Below are 16,455 nucleotides of genomic sequence, written 5' to 3'. Positions count from 1 at the left end.
AACCACAACGGGGGGAATTGGCACTACCGCAATAAAACCGCCTTGAAGCTGCCTGATATTTTCAGCCACAGCCCGTTATTCAAAAGGCGATTATGATAAAGACATCTGCAAATAATGTGCATGGCTTCTAAATTCAGCTTTTATGACTTAGCCTACGGGTAACTGTGCCATTATAGCAGTGCGGCAAATCCCCGTGCTAAGCAATACTTCCATTGATAACTCATCGCCCGGGGATGCAGGCGTTAAATAACTTATAGTGCAATATTGACCGCTGTGGGAACTGCGCAGAAATTGCAAGCAACCGCAAAAATACCCTCTGCCAATATGAGCCCCGTGGCATGTACCATGTGCTCACAACATGGCTTCGGTAATACTAAGCTTATTATGTGCAAAGTCACTTTAGCAGTAACCTGCCCTGCCTTTAGATCTTTCAATACTTTTATCTCATCCCAGTAAAACAGCAAGAAATATCAGATGTTTTTCGGCTATTGTCAGTTAACAAACAACAAATCATAAATGAGAAGGGATTAATCAACTAACGGAGTTATGGAAACAGCAACCCCCTATGAGTCAATGTTAACCGCTTTAGGCGCTGAACAAGCGATAATCTCGGCTGCTTTGAAGAAGCCTGGTATGTATTGCGGCAGAATATTAAATGTCTGTTGTTTATTTTTCGGCTCTAAGGTGTCCGAATTTGAAATAGAAGGTTGAGTTTTTCAACGCCGTTAATTTTGTCGGTGAATTCATGGGTAAACGCAGCCAGCTGCCGATATTGAGAATTTGATTACCATCACTGATGGCGCCATCTAAAACCAAGATCTCAACGCCTAATGTTGTCCATGCCTCGGGAAGTGAACAATTTTCTTTTACATTGATGATTTCGACACGTTCATAATCGTTAAACAAAGTTTTAAGGTTGTAATGGAGCTTTAATTCATCGGGCCTTTTTTCATTAAGGTTGATGACGACACGCTCGTTATCTGTCATCTCAAACTGTTGAAGTTTAACAAAAATCATGCAGCCTTCCCGGCTAAAAGGTTTATGGCTGGTGCCGGGAGGGTTTCTGACATAAGTGCCGGTGGGATAGTCGCCGTATTCGTCCGAAAATGTTCCCGAAAGCACCAGGAATTCTTCCCCTTTAGGGTGGGCATGGGGTTCAAAGTAGCTGCCGGGCTCATATGAAACTATGCTGGTTGCCCGGGTCACTTTTTCACCGCCTTTTCTTTCTAACAGCAGTCTTTTCACTCCTTTAGCCGGGGAAGGTTGCCATTTAGCTTCACTGGTTTGAACACATGCTGGCAACCCCAGATCATGATTTAGCACCATATCGGTGGAGGCTTGTTGGGGTAAAGTTAAAGTTAAACTTTGGCTTTTGGCATAGAGCTCTTGCCAGTAGGATATTTTGTTCATCATAAATGCCTCCTCTTTATAAGATAGTTAATTTGTCTGCTAAGCGGACAGGGATTGCAAGATTAAACGGTTTACAGCAGTTTTGCGTACATTTTTTGTGAGCTGTTCAAATGCTTCTCTTATGCCGCCTTTAATTATTAACGGGTATAAAGTGAGTCTAACCGGCTATAACCTTGGGAGCTAATCCAAGAAAACTCCTTAAGTGCTAACGGGTTAGATCTCTACTTTCCAATACAGGCGTTTACTTATAATTAGTTACGACCTGCCATTACACCGCCGTCAACATCCAGTATTGTGCCTGTGATCCAGCTGGCCTTTTCAGAAAGCAAAAACTCAATGGCATCGGCAACATCTTCAGTGGTGCCAATTCGGCCTATGGGGTGAAATTCATTAAAGCCTTGCAGCTGCTGTTCAATCTCGGCTTCCGGAATAAATGACTTATAAATGGAAGAAAGCACAACCGCCGGGGCCACCGCGTTTGCTCTGATGCCGTCGTCGGCAAGTTCCATAGCCAGGTGTTGAGTCAGCGAATGTAAGGCGGCTTTTTGCATCGAGTAGGCGGAAGATGGTGTTGCCTTAACGGCCTGGTGCGCCCACATTGAACCGATATTGACGATAGAGCCGCCTTGATGTTGCTTCATGTTTTTAACCACGGCCTGGGTAATAAAGAAAAAGGACTTGTTGATATCCATTTGCAAATCATAATCTTGTGCGCTGTGCTCAACAAAACTTACCGGCTTGAAGAATCCGGCGGCATTGACCAGGTAGTTAATGTGGCGCTTTTCCGACTCAATTTGTCTGATAAAGTTGCCAACGGCTGCCTGGTCGTACAGATCGACTTTTGCCGTTTCTACCTTACCGCCGGTTTCGCTTTCCAGTTCAGCCTTGGCTGATGCCAGTGTGCTGTCCTGATGGGAAAGGATCAATACGGTATTGCCGGTTTTTAATAACCTTTTTGCTGTTTCTTTGCCCATACCTGATGAACCGCCAACGATTAATGCAATAGTTTCTTGTGACATAATTTTCTCCTGATAGATTTTGATTTAACTACCTATCGATAGGTAGTTTGTGGTTGTAATGTATCCTCATCCCTTTTCACTGTCAACAGAAACCTATCACCAGGTAGGTTTGTGCCGGTTCAGTATCAGACTTGTTTTATTCATTCATCTTTAAAATCAATTGGATGGGTATAAATAAAAAAATGAAAAAATTATTTTTTATGGGATATATGGAGTGGTCTCCCCTGCTATTAATACTCGTACAGCATTCCAGGTGGTCTTTATCGATAAAGATGATGCTCAGCCCGGTAATAAGCGCGGCTAGACAGGTTTCTGATTTAATCAGGCACCAATAAGCCTGTTGTTTTTATATATCTACTGGTAGATAATGATGCATTGAACAGAGGTGCCTATGTCCAGAAGAGATGAAATTTTAAAAGTAGCCGAATCCAGGGTCCGTACCGGCGGCTACAATAATGTCAGCCACAGGGAAATCGCCAATGAGGTTGGCATTAAAAGCGCGAGCGTGCATTACCATTTTAAGACCAAAGAAGATTTGGGCGCCGAGCTTGCGCATCAATATACCGATGCTTTTTTGCATGCCTTGGGTGAACCGGGCGATATTATCAACCAAGGTGAAAATCCTGTTGCTAGGTATATCGAGTTATTCCGCAGTGCTTTGATCAAAGATCAGAAAATGTGCCTGTGTGGTTTACTGGGCGCGGAAAGCGATTGTTTGCCGGATAAGGTCAGGTTTGAGATCAAAAGGTTTTTTGAACTCAACATCGAGTGGGTTAAGCAGTCTTATGTTTTACTCAGCCCGGATGAGGCAAGTCATGCCAGGACCAGGGCAATTAAATTAATTTCAATATTGGAAGGTGCTTTGATGATGAGTAAAGCTATGGACGATATTGAACTGTTCGACTTAGCCACGCTGGAGTTAGCTGACTGACACCACGCTCTTGTTTTTCTATCGAGCTCTTTTCAATTTTCCCATTAAGCCACTTTTGACAGTGGCTTTTTATTAATTTTATTTAAACTCGTGCTGACTAATACCGCCATAGGCATCAATAGTCAGGTTGCGTTCTTTAGCATAGGAATGAGGCGTTAAACCTAGCTGACTTTTTAAGTACCGGATAAGGTGGGGTTGATCGCTAAAACCGAATTGGTAAGCGATTTCAACCCAATCAATATCATCGGTATTTCTTTGATACAAATACTCAAGCAAGGCCTCAAGTTTGTTCATCGATTGGCACTGCTTTAATGTCATTCCCGTTACTTTGTTAAATGTTCTTTCAAGTGTTCTTTGCGCGCAGTGCAATTTATTTCCCAGCTCAGAGATTGGCGTTGCATCTAATAACTCGACTGCTTTATAGGTAAGTGCACTATAACGGTCTTGTTTAAAGCTTAATAACCATGGCGATAGTACTGAATCTAGCAGCTTACAGCAGTCGTTAGCACTTTCTCTCGTTGACTTTAGCAGCTCCGAGGCATCAAGGGAGGGCTGCTTTATTAAATCAGATAGATTCATTGGTTCAATATAATCTAACAAAGGATGCGTACAGCCGGGAACTTCTATTGAGTAGAGCGCACCAACTCTAAATTTGACTCCTAAATGAATGAAAGGTTTAACATGATCTAACTGAAAGGTTTGCAGGTGCGGAAAAATTAAATGGCAGCCCTTACCGCTATCCGATGCCCCTGCCTTGTCATAATGATAGGCTTGATTATCAGGAGATATAATTAAATGGGCACAAGGATCAGGGTTTAGTTTGGGAAACTGGAAACTTTGAGCTCCGGGCTTTTTCTCAATCAACCAGTAATACTCTATATATGCAGCGACTGTCGATGACTTTGGCGCCTGTAACCAGTGTATCATGTGTTTTCCGCTTTAAAATTACATTGCTATGTGAATAAATCACGCAGGAATAGAGTCTTTATCATTTGCAACAAAAGAGCTTATATAAAAGTTATACAAGCTCTTTAAAGTGAGCAAATTTAGTGGTTAGCTAAAATGAAACTGAATGATTCGATTCTGAGACATAAACCCGGCTTTATTCATGGCTTTTGTGCTGCAATGTTACCACTTTCCGTTGAACATATTGCTTTTAAGCCCTTGCTTTCTGCATGCTCTGAGAGAAAACTCAGTATGCTGGTTGCAAACCCTTTCCCTCGCTCTGACTGAGCCACTATCATGCCTAAATCGGCATAGCCGCATTGAAATTCATCAAAGAGGCGGCACTCGCCTGTTGCAACCATCTTATCGTTTTGCCAATATCCCCACAGCTCTTTTCGCTTAATTAAATTTCCATAATAGCTAGTTAACCATTCTTTTGGTGCACCTATTGCTGCTATTGCAAATTCAACGAATTCATCAAGTTGCTCCTGTTGTGCTAATGTCATCTCTATGCGCTCATGCGGTGTAAAGACAATCGATTTATTTTGTTCATACATCAAAGCATTTACTTTAAAAGAAGGTGAAGTATCTAAACATAAGGATAAATATTGAGGTTCGGCAGTACTGACAAAAGCACCTTTAATTTCTCCTATAGCCGAACTGTTACCTTGAATTATTAAGGTAAATAATTCTTTAATTTCTATATTAGCTGTTGGTGCGAGATAAAACTGCAATAAGTAACCTTCGCTATTAATACAGCAATAACCAACCAGCTTTTCATTTTCATAAAAGCCAAAATGCGCCGACATAGGCGCAAAGCCAAAGTGCCACATACCATCAAGCGGGGCGGTCGATTGAGCAAAGTATTGCTGCTTTAGCCCATTAATTTCTTTTAAATTCGATATTTTCTGGATGTTTAACATCGCCGGAATTCCTATTATTTCAACTAAACAAAATACGCCGGTTTACGCAAAGATAGACCGCGAACTAGGTTTCAATGGCAACAAGTTTAATGTAATTGGTGGTTGTAAATATTGAATTAAAACGACAAGTATTAACCAGGTTTGTTAAGTGAATGTATCTGGCGCAGCAGGGATTGTCGGAAATGAAATCAAACGATTTAAACAAGGGCGATAAACTAGCAATTGATTAAAAGTAGCAAGAGGAAAAGCCAATTGATAAGAAAATGTTCCTGGCGTTTATACGTACTATTGAATCAAATGAAGAAACTGAAATTATATATTGTCGCTTTTATTCAATCTTTTGGTTCATACCTGCTCTACTATCTTAATCATTAAGAGTGTTGCTTCACTTTTCATGATGAATACAACCTTTAATGCAATCTCTTTGCATATTTTTAGGAAAGAACAATATTCAAAACAGATTACTTGCATGGCTAATCACAATCCACATTGCAGTTTGGTCTGTCTCATCATTTTATGATTATGGTTTTCTTATAGGAATCAAAATGAAATATACAAAACCAACAACATTAAGTGCAGTCATCGCTGCAGCCACATTAATGACTACCACGGTATATGCCAATCAGTCTTTACCCCAAAAATACACAATAACGACAGATTATGCAGAATCCATTGCTAAAGCAGCTATTGTTGAATGTAAGAAATCTAAGGCTAATCCTTCAATTTCGATTGTGAATAATCAAGGGGTCTTAGTGTATTTCTATCGTGGAGATAACAGCGGTAGCAATACCGTGCATACGAGTTACAGAAAAGCATATACGTCAGCAACATTAAAAATGGCAACATCAGGACTTTCCCATATTGTTGAATCTGAAGGTTATAGTCAGCTGGGTAAAATGGAAGACGATATTCTGCTATTAACGGGGGGACTGCCAATTTTCGATGAAAATCAGCTTGTTGGTGCAATAGGTTTATCTGGTTCACCAAGTCCGGCACTCGAAGAGGGATGCGGTAAAAAAGCGCTGGAAGCGCATCAAAGTACGGATAAATAACAAATCGTTAATATATAAGCTCATGAAAAAATTACTAGTTATTTCAGGACATCCCAAATTAGAGGTGTCTTTGGCCAATAAAACGATTTTAAACCTGATAGAAGAAAAAACAGACAATCTCAAAGTTCGCAGACTGGATTCACTCTATCCCGGCTATCAAATTGATGTTGAAGCAGAATAACACAGCCTGCAAAGTGCGGACATTATCGTTTTACAGTTTCCTTTATATTGGTACTCGACCCCTGCTCTATTAAAAAAATGGCTCGACGATGTCTTTTCTTATGGCTTTGCTTACGGTGCAGACGGTGACAAGTTAAAGAATAAAAACCTGATATTGTCATTCACGACAGGCGGGCCTGAACAGTCGTATGATACTTTAGGTTACAATCATTTTCCTATTTTTGAATTAATCAAACCTTTAAAACAAACCGCTTATTTTACCCAAATGATATTGCACCCTCCCATTATTAGCCACAACATGGCGTATGTTGAAGGAGTGCGCAACACACCGGCGGGCATAGAGAAAAAAGCAACAGAACACTCTCAACGCCTGATCAGCAAACTTAATGAAGTCATGCTGTTAGCAAGTTAGATCCTTTCTTAACTTATATCATAGTTATTATTTATTACTGGAGAATCAGATGAATTATATCCTTTGGCCTGAAAACTATGTCCCAGGCTTTGCCGATAATTTTTGCTCTAACGAAGTGATTGTTGCAGGTTTAACGGTCAAGGATGTCTGGCCGTTTTTAGTTACCCCTTCATTATGGCCGACATATTATAAAAACTCGGGGAATACACATGTTAAGGATGATAAAGGGCCTCAACTAGCCGATGGAACTGCCTTTTCCTTTGAAACTTTCGGTTTTCCGGTTGAATGTGAGGTGGTGGAATATGTTGCTCCTGTTGACGGACAAGCAGCTCGTATTGCCTGGCGCGGCTGGTCTGGCGAAGGTGCAGGCCGTATTGATGTCTATCATGCCTGGTTACTTGAAGAGCTTTCAGACAATCGTGTCCGTATCCTTACACAGGAAACACAAAATGGTAATCCGGCGAAAGAACTGGCTGTAACTGTGCCAAACCCTATGATAAATGGTCATCAAGCCTGGCTGGATGGTTTGGTATCGGCAGTTAAGCAAGTGAAACCAAAGTTAAGCGCTTAGCTTGTCCATCAGGATCTCATTTGTCTTAGCCCTGACGGTAAAGCTGCTGCACCTGTTTTCAGGCACAACAGCTTAGCTTATGACTTTCCATAATGTTGTTTTTTAGTTCTCGACCGAGTGGTTTACAGCAAGCTGTTTAGGCGTGATCGCTATCTCTGCCTGGTTGACCTTAATATTGACTTTTTGCCCGGCAGGAAAACCGGCCAGTCTCAGCCATTTCCCCCTGAGCACCATACAAGGCTCAAGTTTGACCGGCACATAGTTAATGCCGATACCGCGGGTTTTCGTCGCGGTGTTGCAAACCGTTTCCTGTACGGTAAGTTGCCGATAAATGGGATATTTTACTTTTGCCGAGGCTGTCTCTGGCGTATGATGATATTCAGCCATGACTTACTCCTTGGAAGTTCGTTGTGGTTAGCGACCTCTGGGTGTTGCCTCACTCAGGGGTTGCGACTTAAGTTACTATCTTCTCTTTGGTAGCAACAGTTGTTATTACAACAATTCAACAATGGAATTATTGAAATAAATGCTCTTCTTTACACTTGGATCGCATTATTAAGGAAAGACCAATTCACGGTTAAATCAATAGTGAATTGGTCTTTTTTTTGAGGGAAATTTGAAGGCCCGCGGCTTAGGTGTGAACAGGCTTAACGCCAGCTATTGAGGCAGCTTTGTTGCTCGGCTAATTCCACAACATATCATTCAGGGCGCTTAAGGGTTTTCTGTTAAGATATTAACGGATTGATCACCGAGCATGGTCCTGATATTGGTCAACAATTCAGCTTTTAGCCCCTGTTGTGTTACCGTCAGGTCGTCATTGTCGGTAATGTTGGCAAATTGCAGCATCTGGGTTAAGGCCTCCTTATTACCCTTATTGATAATATCATTGGCCAAATGACGGAAGTCGGCAAAACTCATCGGTCCCCATTCGCCATCGGAGTCATCTGAGCGGAAACTGTCAATGCTGCCGGTAGATAACTTGGAGTCTTCCCTGACCAGCTGAGGCTGCATTTGTTGATCGTCTATAGCATCATGCTCATCCATTAATTCGTGATCCTCTATATGCTGTGCCAGTTGCGACATGTTATAAGCCAGGGTATCGCCATCATGTTTCACATTTGCCATTTCCTCTATTTCTTCGGCAAAGTCGGTTTGTGCGGTATCAGTATGCAGCAAGTCGTACAGAGGTTTGCTCATGGTTGAGAAGCTCGACTTTTCATTGGTGCTTTCATTGATATAGAACACTGGCGCGTCTGCTTCTTTAAAGTGAGGCACATCATACATATGGCCTGAAACAGAAACAATTCTCATACAATGGCTTTCATAGCCCCCCGGAAGCACAGGAAAAGCATCTTTATATTGTGCGCCGCTGTATAGTCCTTTTACGATTTCATTTTTAAGCATATCCCTGATTTGGGCATCGCCATTGGGGTTCGGGGCACGCTTATCCAATACCTCATAATTTTCATCATCATCCAGGGTTTTGACTAAGGTACTGTAAGGCAGCAAGTGTACACTTGGCTCTGAGCCATAAGAATCATAAACAGCGCACATACCGTTCTTGTCCGGCCCTTCAACGGTAAAGGCATGGTTGACATTACCGTCGGTGGGGTGGCTCCAGCCGATACGTTGCAGTGGCAACTCATGGCCTTGGGCGGCACGGGTCAGAAAAACCAGTGAGCTGAGGTTACCGCAGGTACCGCCGCCGGTTCTGAGCGAACCCAGGGCTTGTGCTTCACTTGATTTCAGTGAAGTGATGCCATAATCCTTGTTTACGGAAGCCTCTTTTGCTTCAACCCCGGCCATGTCTGATAATCTGACGCTGAAACCACCGGATTTGACAATATCATCGGTACGGTTTCCCACCAGGGGCACGATCGCCCGTGAAAACATATTGGCTTTCTCCCCCTGGCCCATGGCTTTAAATAATTCTGCCGATATTTTCTGGGCTTTTACTTCTTTGCCTCCATAGTTTATCTGGGCAACTTCTACGGTTTGTGTCCCTTGTATTCCCGCGTTTTTATTGGCTATCGGCGACGGCGGCGTATTTAATGACTGACGACTGATCACATCCATTTTATTTTTCTCCTATGCCATCACTGCATGAAAATTAGTCGCCAGCGGTAAATCCGGCGCCTCATCCACTTGTAGTTCACTTACCTGATTTTTCAGGCGATCGTGCCATAACAGGCTGGCTTCCAGTACGCGATCAAATGCTTGCTGCAACAGGCTGACATCAAGTCCTTCACTATCTATTGCCAGGCTCAAGGCAATGCTCTTTTTTCTGGGGCAGATACCTAAACTGGCACCGCCAAGTGCGTCCTGATCATGATTGGCATCCAGCAGGGTTTCATAAAGCTTTAACCGGTTTTCATCATCAAGGGGAGCGATGTAGGCAAGGAGCAGACAGCGCTCTTGCTGATTCAGAATGTTTATTTGCACTTTATTGTCTATGAGTAAGGCAAGGCCATGTTCATCGACAAAGTCTGCGTCCTGATAGCCAAGTTGTTTGGCAAATTGTTTGATTATTTCTTGTTGGGGTTGGTTGATCGCCATGCTGCTTATCCTAAATATTTTTATTTTTCAATACGTAGGTAACCGGAAGCGGTAGAATGTCGCAGAAAAGTATTTCAATAAAGCTCTGGTTGTGAGCAGGAATTCATATCAGAGAAAAACTTATGAGAGCTATTATGAAGTTTATTAAATTTACATGTTTCACTTCTTGTCTATTTTTATCGTTATTTTCCTTGGCAAATACCACATCAAAAAATGTCGGGCAGAAAGTTGCAAATCATTCTATTTGGCAAACCCAAGGTTATGGTTACATTTTAGAGGTTAAAGGTGATGATATTACTTTTTACGATATTACCGAGAAACATTGTTTAATCAACCATCTTGAAAGCGGCGAATATCCGAGCAGCAATATCACTGTCATTGAGGGGGGAGCAGAGCTTGACTGGGGGGCAATACACCCGGTGCGCCTGACACCGCTCAAAGCACTTCCCAAATTATGCCGGCAAGCGTTAATCACAAGCATTTACGATAAAAACTATCAATTTTCTGCGCCGCTAACCTTTGATGTGCTTTGGTTTACTTTTGCGGAGCACTTTGCTTTTAGTAAAGAAATAAACTGGGACTGGCAGGCAAAATATCCTTTGTGGAAAAAGAAAATAACGGCACAAATGAATGAAGCGCAATTGGCCCAAGTCTTTGAACAATTACTGACAGAGCTGGGAGATGCGCACGCCCACCTGGAGTCAAAGGATGGCCGTATATTGGCATCGCATAATATCAAATGGGATGATTTCAAAAAAAATAAAATAGAAATGCCATTTGCGACGCAAAGCGAGTTTTCATCGCACTATGAATTTCATATGGGCCTGAATAAGAAACAGGCAGAGATTATCGCCAGTTATTTTATCGGGGATGTGAAACCGCAAAGGCTAAACCGCAGCTTTTTACTGGGGCAGTTACCCAGGGAGATAAGTTACTTCAGCATAGACGATATGAGCGAGTTTACCGAAGAAGACACTGTTTTGTCTGATCTTGAAACGGTAGACAAGGTGATGAAAAAGATTTTGCCGACCTTACATAAATCAAAGGGGTTAATTATCGATTTAAGATGGAATGCGGGAGGGTATGATGTTGTCTCCAATCGACTTTTGTCTTATCTCATCGAACGTCCCCTTTATATTGGCAGTAAGTCAACTAAGTTAAAAAATGGTTTTAGCCAGCCAAGAAAAATAGAGATACAACCTGCAGAATCGGAGCAATATCAAGGGCCGATAGTGGTGTTAACGAGTGGCTTGACCATGAGCGCCGGCGAGATATTTTTAATAGGGCTCGCGGCGAGAGAGAATGTCACCATTATTGGCGAAGCATCAAACGGAGGCTTTAGCGATTCGTTGCCTAAACAGTTGCCAAACGGCTGGACTTTCGCTTTATCAAATGAACGCTACCTGGATTTCGCTGGCAAAAACCATGAATATTCGGGCTATCCTGTTGCACAACAACATGAATACTTAAATGTACAAGCGCTGAAAGAGAGCAGAGATTATGCGTTGGAATCTGCGATAAAATTACTGCAATAGGAGCTTGCTTTGGCAATAAGCAGTGTTGTCTCCCAACAATGCGCGTCCGTTATCACCAGGGAGCTTCTGTCATCTGCAATATCGGAGTTTTTAGGTAAAAATAACGATAGTAAAACCGGCACAGAAAAAGTAAATGGCGGAAATATCAAACACGTCAGGCTTTTTTTAACAGGAAGGAGCAAGCGTATCCAGGAAGGCGCAGGCAGAGCAGAAACCTGACAGTATAAAATTTACATAAAACACTTTATTGATAGGCACTTAGCTTGCTGAATAACATAAAATGAAGCTATTTTATATCTAGAGAAACAGGAACTGAGCAATTTTATTTTTTTATCACAAAAAATGATGAATTAGCAAACGATAAGAATATAATAGCTAAATAAAAATAATTATCATTCGAGGAATGTATGCGCGTTTTTTTAATCTCAATACTGCTTTTTAACCTGGCAGTGATGACATCGGTATTTTCTTTACCCGCCCGGGCAGAGATCACCCAGGTCGATGTTGTTTACCCCAAAACCAGCCATAGCCATCAAATCTTGCAATTAACGGGCACCGTTGAGGCAAGACAAAATGCCGAACTGTCCACCCAGCAGTCGGGGCTGGTCGCGGCTCTCTATGTTGAAGCCGGGGATAAGGTAGCCAAAGGCGACAAACTGCTAACCCTTGACGATACCCTGGCACGGTTAAGCCTGGCGGAGGCCAAAGCCAGTGTTGAGGCAGGCAGGGTGGCGCAGGCAGAAGCTGAGCGTTTGTATAAAGAAGTGCTGGCCTTATCAAAGCAAAAGGTGGTTGCAGAAACTCTGATCGGTGAGCGTAAAGCCGGGGTTGCCAGTGCCAAAGCCGAACTTGCCATGCGCAGGGCCAGCTTGGCGTTGCAGCAGGAAGTGGTTGGCCGCCATAGCCTGTACGCGCCTTTTGCCGGTGTTATTGCCAGCAGAAATGCCGATCTTGGCGAGTGGGTCAGCCAGCAAACCCGGGTGTTTAATCTGGTGCAGCAACAGGAATTGCGTTTAAACCTTGCCATACCGCAGGAATATTACGGCCAGCTTATCAATCGGGAAAAAGTCGCGGTCACGGTTACCCCGGACTTTGCTGATGCCGCCGCCATTGAGGCAGACTTGAGCCGCCTGGTGGCGGTATCAAACAGCCAAAGCCGCACCTTAACCGCCCATGTCGATTTACCCGCCAATGCCAGGCTGGTGGCAGGCATGTCGGCAAAAGCCGAAATCAAATTACCGCAAGGTAAGGAAAACCTGGTCTGGCTGCCCAAGTCGGCGATCAAGCAGCACCCGGACGGCGGCGCCAGCATCTTTGCCGTGGTCGATAACAAGGCGAAACGTTTTCTGGTCAAGGTGGTCAAACAGCAAGGCGAAAAAGTGGCGATATCGGGAGCACCGGCCAATCAGGCGCTGGTGATGTCGGGTATCGAGCTGATGCGCGAAGGTCATGAGCTGAAAATCAATTCGGTACAAGGCCAGCCGTTATGATAGAAGCAGCTGTAAAACGCGGTATTTTAGTTACCGTGATCGTCTTGATCACCTGCATTTTAGGCCTGGTGGCGGCGCTGAATATTCCGGTACAGATGATCCCTGACTTGGAAGTGCGCACCATCACGGTACAAACCGGCTGGCCCGGCGCAACGCCGCAGGATGTTGAAAAGGAAATTCTGATCGAGCAGGAGCGCTATCTGCGCAGCCTGTCAAACCTTAAACGTATGGTGTCGTACGCCGAAATGGGCGAAGCCACGGTAGAGCTGGAATTTCCCTTTGGCATGGACGTTAACGACGCCCTGATCCGGGTAAACAATGCCTTAAGCCAGGTGCCTGCCTACCCGGAAAATGTCGATCAGCCGCGGCTGTTTTCCAGTTCGTTTTCCAGCAATGCCTTTATGTATTTCAGCCTTAAGCCGCTTGCGGGCAACCCGTTGCAGCTGGATGTGGATCTGCTGAGGGATTTTGCCGAAGACTATATCCGCCCGCGCATGGAAAGCGTGGCCGGGGTTTCTGAAATCAATGTCAGCGGCGGCGCGCAACGGCAAATTCAGATCAAAATCGACGCCGCCCGCCTGGCCCAGCGCGGCATCAGCCTGCCCCAGGTGAGAAGTGCCATCCGTGCCCGTAATACCGACGCCTCAGCCGGTGATATCGAAAGCGGCAAAAGCCGCTACCTGCTGCGGGTAGTCGGCCGTTTTGAAGAATTGCAGGAGCTGGAAAACGTCACTATCCGCCGCGAAGGCAATGCCAATATCCTGCTAAAAGATGTCGCCGAGGTTACCCTGGATCATTTTGAAACCCGCAGCATGGCCTATTCCGACGGCGAGCGTACCTTAAGGCTATCGGTCAGGCGCGAAAGCGGCTCGAATGTGCTCGACATCAAAGAAAAAATGCTGCCTGTGGTTGCAGAGCTTAACCAACAGCTGCTGGCGCAAAATGGCCTGGAGATGGTGCTGCTTAGCGACGATGTGCAGTACGTCAAAAGCTCGCTGGAAAATGTCTGGAGTAACCTGGCCCTGGGCGCCCTGCTTGCCACCCTGGTAATGTATTACTTTTTACGCTCCGGCCGGGCAACCATGGTGGGCGTGATGGGCATCCCCATTTGTACCCTGGCGGCCTTTTTTGCCCTGATGAGCTTTGGCCGCACCATCAATGTCATTTCCCTTGCCGGGGTCGCCTTTGCCATCGGCATGACGGTGGACAATACTATCGTGGTGCTCGAAGCCATAGTGCAGGCCAAACGTAAAGGGGTGAGCAAAGCAGAGGCCGCCATCAGCGGGGTGAAAGAAGTCTGGCCGGCGGTGCTGGCATCAACCGCCACCACGGTATTGGTGTTCGCCCCGATATTATTTGTGGTCCAGGAAGCGGGACAGCTTTATTCGGATATTGCCATTGCCATTTCCGGCGCCATTATTGCCTCTATGCTGGTGGCCATTTTTATCGTGCCGGTGGCACTGGCGCATCTGGGTAAAAAAGAGAATTTAAGCGACAGCCGTCAGTTCGAACTGTCGAAATCCTGGCTGAAGTCGGTGCACTTTTTTACCCGCACCAGGCAGCAGGCGCGCCTGTATAGTGCGGCCTTTGTACTCGGTGTTATGGGGCTGGCCTACACCCTGATGCCTGCCGCCGAATACCTGCCGGAAGGGGAAGAGCCAAAAGCCTTTTCCATGATGATAGCACCGCCCAACTACAATTTGTCGGAAATGGAAAAAATTGCTGCCGAGCTCAGAGCCCATTTTGACGGCTTTGTCCGGGTAAGCGATGAAGATTACCTGGCGGGTAACACCCGGATGCCGCCGCTTGATTATTATACTATGTCGGTGTCGGTTGGCCGCATCTGGTTTTTAAGCGCCCCGGTCGATGCCGATTATATCAACGATATGATGACCGCCATTACCGACAAATTTAAAAGCTACCCGAATATGCGCGCCTTTTCCGCCCGCGGCTCGATTATTTCCAGCAACGACGGCGGCACCCGGGCGGTGGCGGTGGATATTGCCGGCAGCAATATCACCGAGCTCTACCAGGGGGCCGAAGCGGTTTACCAGGAAGTGGATAAGCTGTTCGACAAGCCGCAGATCAATTCAGAGCCGAGATCTCTGACCTTAGATCAGCCGCTGATCGAAATTAAACCCCGCTGGCAGCGCCTGGCTGAATTAGAGATGGATAACGGCGATTTCAGCTATGCGGTGGCCGCCATGAGCGACGGCGCTTATGTTGACGAGTTTATTCTCAATGACGACAAGGTGGATATTTTCCTGTTCAGCGGCTCCGGCAACCGGCAAACCCTGGAAGAGCTGGCGGCCACCCCTATGGTCACCCCGCAGGGAGAAATTTTACCCCTTAATGCCCTGGCAGATCTGGTGGAAAGTAAAAACAGCAACTCGGTGCGCCGGGTTGACGGCAACCGCACCGTCACGGTTTACATTATTCCGCCGCGTAATATAGCACTGGAAACGGCAGAGCAGATGGTGCGCAACGAGCTGTTGCCTGCATTATGGCAACAGGGCAAAATCGCCCAGGGCATCAAGCTTAGCATCAGCGGCGCGGCGGACCAGCTTGAAGCCACCCGTTCGGCGTTGTCGGGCAATTTTGTTATCGCCCTGGCGCTGAGTTATCTGCTTTTGGTGGCTATTTTCACCCATTGGCGTTACCCGCTGTTTATTTTGGCAACCGTGCCGCTGGGTATGGCAGGCGGCCTGCTGGGACTGGTGCTGGTTAACGGCATCAACTCTGGCTTGGCCGGTATCGGCTTAAGCAGTTTTCACCAGCCGTTTGACATGATCACTATGCTGGGTTTCCTGATTTTGCTGGGCACTGTGGTCAATAACCCGATATTGATTGTCGATCAAACCCGTCGCTTTGTCATCGAACAGGGCTTTAATGTTAAAGAAGCGGTACGCCATGCGGTGGCAAAACGGTTAAAACCGATTTTAATGTCGACTGCCACCACTATCTTCGGTCTGGCGCCTTTAGTGCTGATCCCGGGAGAAGGCACCGAGCTCTACCGGGGAGTCGGTATTATCGTATTAAGCGGTATCCTGGTTTCTACCTTGCTGAGTTTATCGTTTTTGCCCGCCCTGCTGGTGGCAGTGATTAAGGATAAAAACTGAGGCTAGCCAGAAACGGCTTACACTATTGCCTGTCTCTTGAGAATACGTCTGACTCGAGAGGCAGGTCAGTTCATGGCCAAAAAATAAATGGCAAAGCCAGCCTCCAGTACCTTGGCAACTTTTTCAATCCATTGAGGCGGTATTACCTGTTCACCCTGCCATACGCCGTTATTTAAATAGCTAATGCCAACTTTTACATATCCCCTGGATGTATATACATTCTTGCTGCCCAATCTCTTACTGGTGTCTGCACTAAGTTATCAAGCGCTTTTAACTGCATATTTGGGCTGACAATGGTGTATACCCAGGCTA

The 16,455-nt window shown here is 45.2% G+C and carries 16 protein-coding genes; 9 read left to right on the top strand and 7 right to left on the bottom strand.

Annotation, left to right across the window (positions count from 1 at the left end):
• Positions 1-666: 666 nt before the first annotated feature.
• Together SG35_RS29445 and SG35_RS29440 are read right to left on the bottom strand one after the other, a co-directional pair.
• Entirely contained in the window at positions 667-1,413 is a 747-nt protein-coding gene (locus tag SG35_RS29445) for a cupin domain-containing protein (RefSeq protein WP_084692748.1), read from the bottom strand.
• A gap of 248 nt (positions 1,414-1,661) precedes the next feature.
• Complete coding sequence (locus SG35_RS29440) at positions 1,662-2,429, bottom strand: SDR family NAD(P)-dependent oxidoreductase (protein ID WP_044833081.1); 768 nt, start codon at positions 2,427-2,429, stop codon at positions 1,662-1,664.
• A gap of 391 nt (positions 2,430-2,820) precedes the next feature.
• Here SG35_RS29440 and SG35_RS29435 point away from each other — a divergent pair, with 391 nt between their 5' ends.
• Positions 2,821-3,360: a TetR/AcrR family transcriptional regulator gene (locus SG35_RS29435; RefSeq protein WP_044833082.1), complete on the top strand. Its 540-nt coding sequence runs from the start codon at positions 2,821-2,823 to the stop codon at positions 3,358-3,360.
• A 78-nt stretch (positions 3,361-3,438) separates the two neighbouring features.
• Here SG35_RS29435 and SG35_RS29430 read toward each other — a convergent pair whose 3' ends face one another.
• Together SG35_RS29430 and SG35_RS29425 are read right to left on the bottom strand one after the other, a co-directional pair.
• Entirely contained in the window at positions 3,439-4,287 is an 849-nt protein-coding gene (locus SG35_RS29430; protein ID WP_044833083.1) for a helix-turn-helix domain-containing protein, read from the bottom strand.
• 179 nt (positions 4,288-4,466) lie between these two features.
• Positions 4,467-5,228 (bottom strand): GNAT family N-acetyltransferase, encoded by a 762-nt coding sequence (locus SG35_RS29425; protein WP_152646637.1) that lies wholly within the window; start codon positions 5,226-5,228, stop codon positions 4,467-4,469.
• A gap of 545 nt (positions 5,229-5,773) precedes the next feature.
• On the opposite strand from SG35_RS29425, the gene SG35_RS29420 reads away from it, so the two are divergent.
• The 4 genes from SG35_RS29420 to SG35_RS29405 are packed head-to-tail and all read left to right on the top strand — an operon-like array spanning position 5,774 to position 7,443.
• A complete protein-coding gene (locus tag SG35_RS29420) occupies positions 5,774-6,280 on the top strand; it encodes a GlcG/HbpS family heme-binding protein (protein ID WP_044833084.1) in 507 nt (168 codons plus the stop codon).
• 22 nt (positions 6,281-6,302) lie between these two features.
• The gene (locus tag SG35_RS29415; RefSeq protein WP_160298302.1) at positions 6,303-6,461 is read left to right on the top strand and encodes an NADPH-dependent FMN reductase family protein; all 159 of its coding nucleotides are present in this window, start codon (positions 6,303-6,305) and stop codon (positions 6,459-6,461) included.
• Between the two features lie 6 nt (positions 6,462-6,467).
• Positions 6,468-6,872: an NAD(P)H-dependent oxidoreductase gene (locus SG35_RS29410; protein WP_084692749.1), complete on the top strand. Its 405-nt coding sequence runs from the start codon at positions 6,468-6,470 to the stop codon at positions 6,870-6,872.
• A 49-nt stretch (positions 6,873-6,921) separates the two neighbouring features.
• On the top strand, positions 6,922-7,443 hold the full coding sequence (locus SG35_RS29405) for an SRPBCC domain-containing protein (protein ID WP_044833085.1): 522 nt from the start codon (positions 6,922-6,924) through the stop codon (positions 7,441-7,443).
• 102 nt (positions 7,444-7,545) lie between these two features.
• Here SG35_RS29405 and SG35_RS29400 read toward each other — a convergent pair whose 3' ends face one another.
• The 3 genes from SG35_RS29400 to SG35_RS29390 form a co-directional block, all read right to left on the bottom strand.
• Positions 7,546-7,830 carry a SymE family type I addiction module toxin gene (locus SG35_RS29400; protein ID WP_044833086.1) on the bottom strand — a complete coding sequence of 95 codons (285 nt, stop codon included), beginning with the start codon at positions 7,828-7,830 and terminating at the stop codon, positions 7,546-7,548.
• Between the two features lie 324 nt (positions 7,831-8,154).
• Positions 8,155-9,519, bottom strand: coding sequence for a hypothetical protein (locus SG35_RS29395; RefSeq protein WP_044833087.1), 1,365 nt, complete (start codon positions 9,517-9,519; stop codon positions 8,155-8,157).
• A 12-nt stretch (positions 9,520-9,531) separates the two neighbouring features.
• Positions 9,532-9,999 carry a type III secretion system chaperone gene (locus SG35_RS29390; RefSeq protein ID WP_044833088.1) on the bottom strand — a complete coding sequence of 156 codons (468 nt, stop codon included), beginning with the start codon at positions 9,997-9,999 and terminating at the stop codon, positions 9,532-9,534.
• 134 nt (positions 10,000-10,133) lie between these two features.
• Here SG35_RS29390 and SG35_RS29385 point away from each other — a divergent pair, with 134 nt between their 5' ends.
• From SG35_RS29385 to SG35_RS29370, 4 genes are all read left to right on the top strand, one after another.
• A complete protein-coding gene (locus tag SG35_RS29385; protein WP_044833089.1) occupies positions 10,134-11,534 on the top strand; it encodes a S41 family peptidase in 1,401 nt (466 codons plus the stop codon).
• 9 nt (positions 11,535-11,543) lie between these two features.
• Entirely contained in the window at positions 11,544-11,753 is a 210-nt protein-coding gene (locus SG35_RS29380; RefSeq protein WP_044833090.1) for a hypothetical protein, read from the top strand.
• Between the two features lie 188 nt (positions 11,754-11,941).
• Entirely contained in the window at positions 11,942-13,024 is a 1,083-nt protein-coding gene (locus tag SG35_RS29375) for an efflux RND transporter periplasmic adaptor subunit (protein ID WP_044833091.1), read from the top strand.
• The gene (locus SG35_RS29370; RefSeq protein ID WP_044833092.1) at positions 13,021-16,143 is read left to right on the top strand and encodes an efflux RND transporter permease subunit; all 3,123 of its coding nucleotides are present in this window, start codon (positions 13,021-13,023) and stop codon (positions 16,141-16,143) included. The genes SG35_RS29375 and SG35_RS29370 overlap by 4 nt, the downstream gene beginning before the upstream one ends.
• Positions 16,144-16,455: the final 312 nt, after the last annotated feature.

It is taken from the genome of Thalassomonas actiniarum (genome assembly GCF_000948975.2).
GTDB lineage: Bacteria > Pseudomonadota > Gammaproteobacteria > Enterobacterales > Alteromonadaceae > Thalassomonas > Thalassomonas actiniarum.
The sequence above is the reverse complement of the archived record's forward strand: the minus strand, read 5'-3'. Positions and strand labels throughout refer to the sequence as shown.

Bases quoted from the DNA above. Each gene is read 5' to 3' on its own strand.
- SG35_RS29445 (WP_084692748.1), bottom strand. From the start codon at position 1,413: ATGATGAACAAAATATCCTACTGGCAAGAGCTCTATGCCAAAAGCCAA.
- SG35_RS29440 (WP_044833081.1), bottom strand. From the start codon at position 2,429: ATGTCACAAGAAACTATTGCATTAATCGTTGGCGGTTCATCAGGTATG.
- SG35_RS29435 (WP_044833082.1), top strand. From the start codon at position 2,821: ATGTCCAGAAGAGATGAAATTTTAAAAGTAGCCGAATCCAGGGTCCGT.
- SG35_RS29430 (WP_044833083.1), bottom strand. From the start codon at position 4,287: ATGATACACTGGTTACAGGCGCCAAAGTCATCGACAGTCGCTGCATAT.
- SG35_RS29425 (WP_152646637.1), bottom strand. From the start codon at position 5,228: ATGTTAAACATCCAGAAAATATCGAATTTAAAAGAAATTAATGGGCTA.
- SG35_RS29420 (WP_044833084.1), top strand. From the start codon at position 5,774: ATGAAATATACAAAACCAACAACATTAAGTGCAGTCATCGCTGCAGCC.
- SG35_RS29415 (WP_160298302.1), top strand. From the start codon at position 6,303: ATGAAAAAATTACTAGTTATTTCAGGACATCCCAAATTAGAGGTGTCT.
- SG35_RS29405 (WP_044833085.1), top strand. From the start codon at position 6,922: ATGAATTATATCCTTTGGCCTGAAAACTATGTCCCAGGCTTTGCCGAT.
- SG35_RS29400 (WP_044833086.1), bottom strand. From the start codon at position 7,830: ATGGCTGAATATCATCATACGCCAGAGACAGCCTCGGCAAAAGTAAAA.
- SG35_RS29395 (WP_044833087.1), bottom strand. From the start codon at position 9,519: ATGGATGTGATCAGTCGTCAGTCATTAAATACGCCGCCGTCGCCGATA.
- SG35_RS29390 (WP_044833088.1), bottom strand. From the start codon at position 9,999: ATGGCGATCAACCAACCCCAACAAGAAATAATCAAACAATTTGCCAAA.
- SG35_RS29385 (WP_044833089.1), top strand. From the start codon at position 10,134: ATGAAGTTTATTAAATTTACATGTTTCACTTCTTGTCTATTTTTATCG.
- SG35_RS29375 (WP_044833091.1), top strand. From the start codon at position 11,942: ATGCGCGTTTTTTTAATCTCAATACTGCTTTTTAACCTGGCAGTGATG.
- SG35_RS29370 (WP_044833092.1), top strand. From the start codon at position 13,021: ATGATAGAAGCAGCTGTAAAACGCGGTATTTTAGTTACCGTGATCGTC.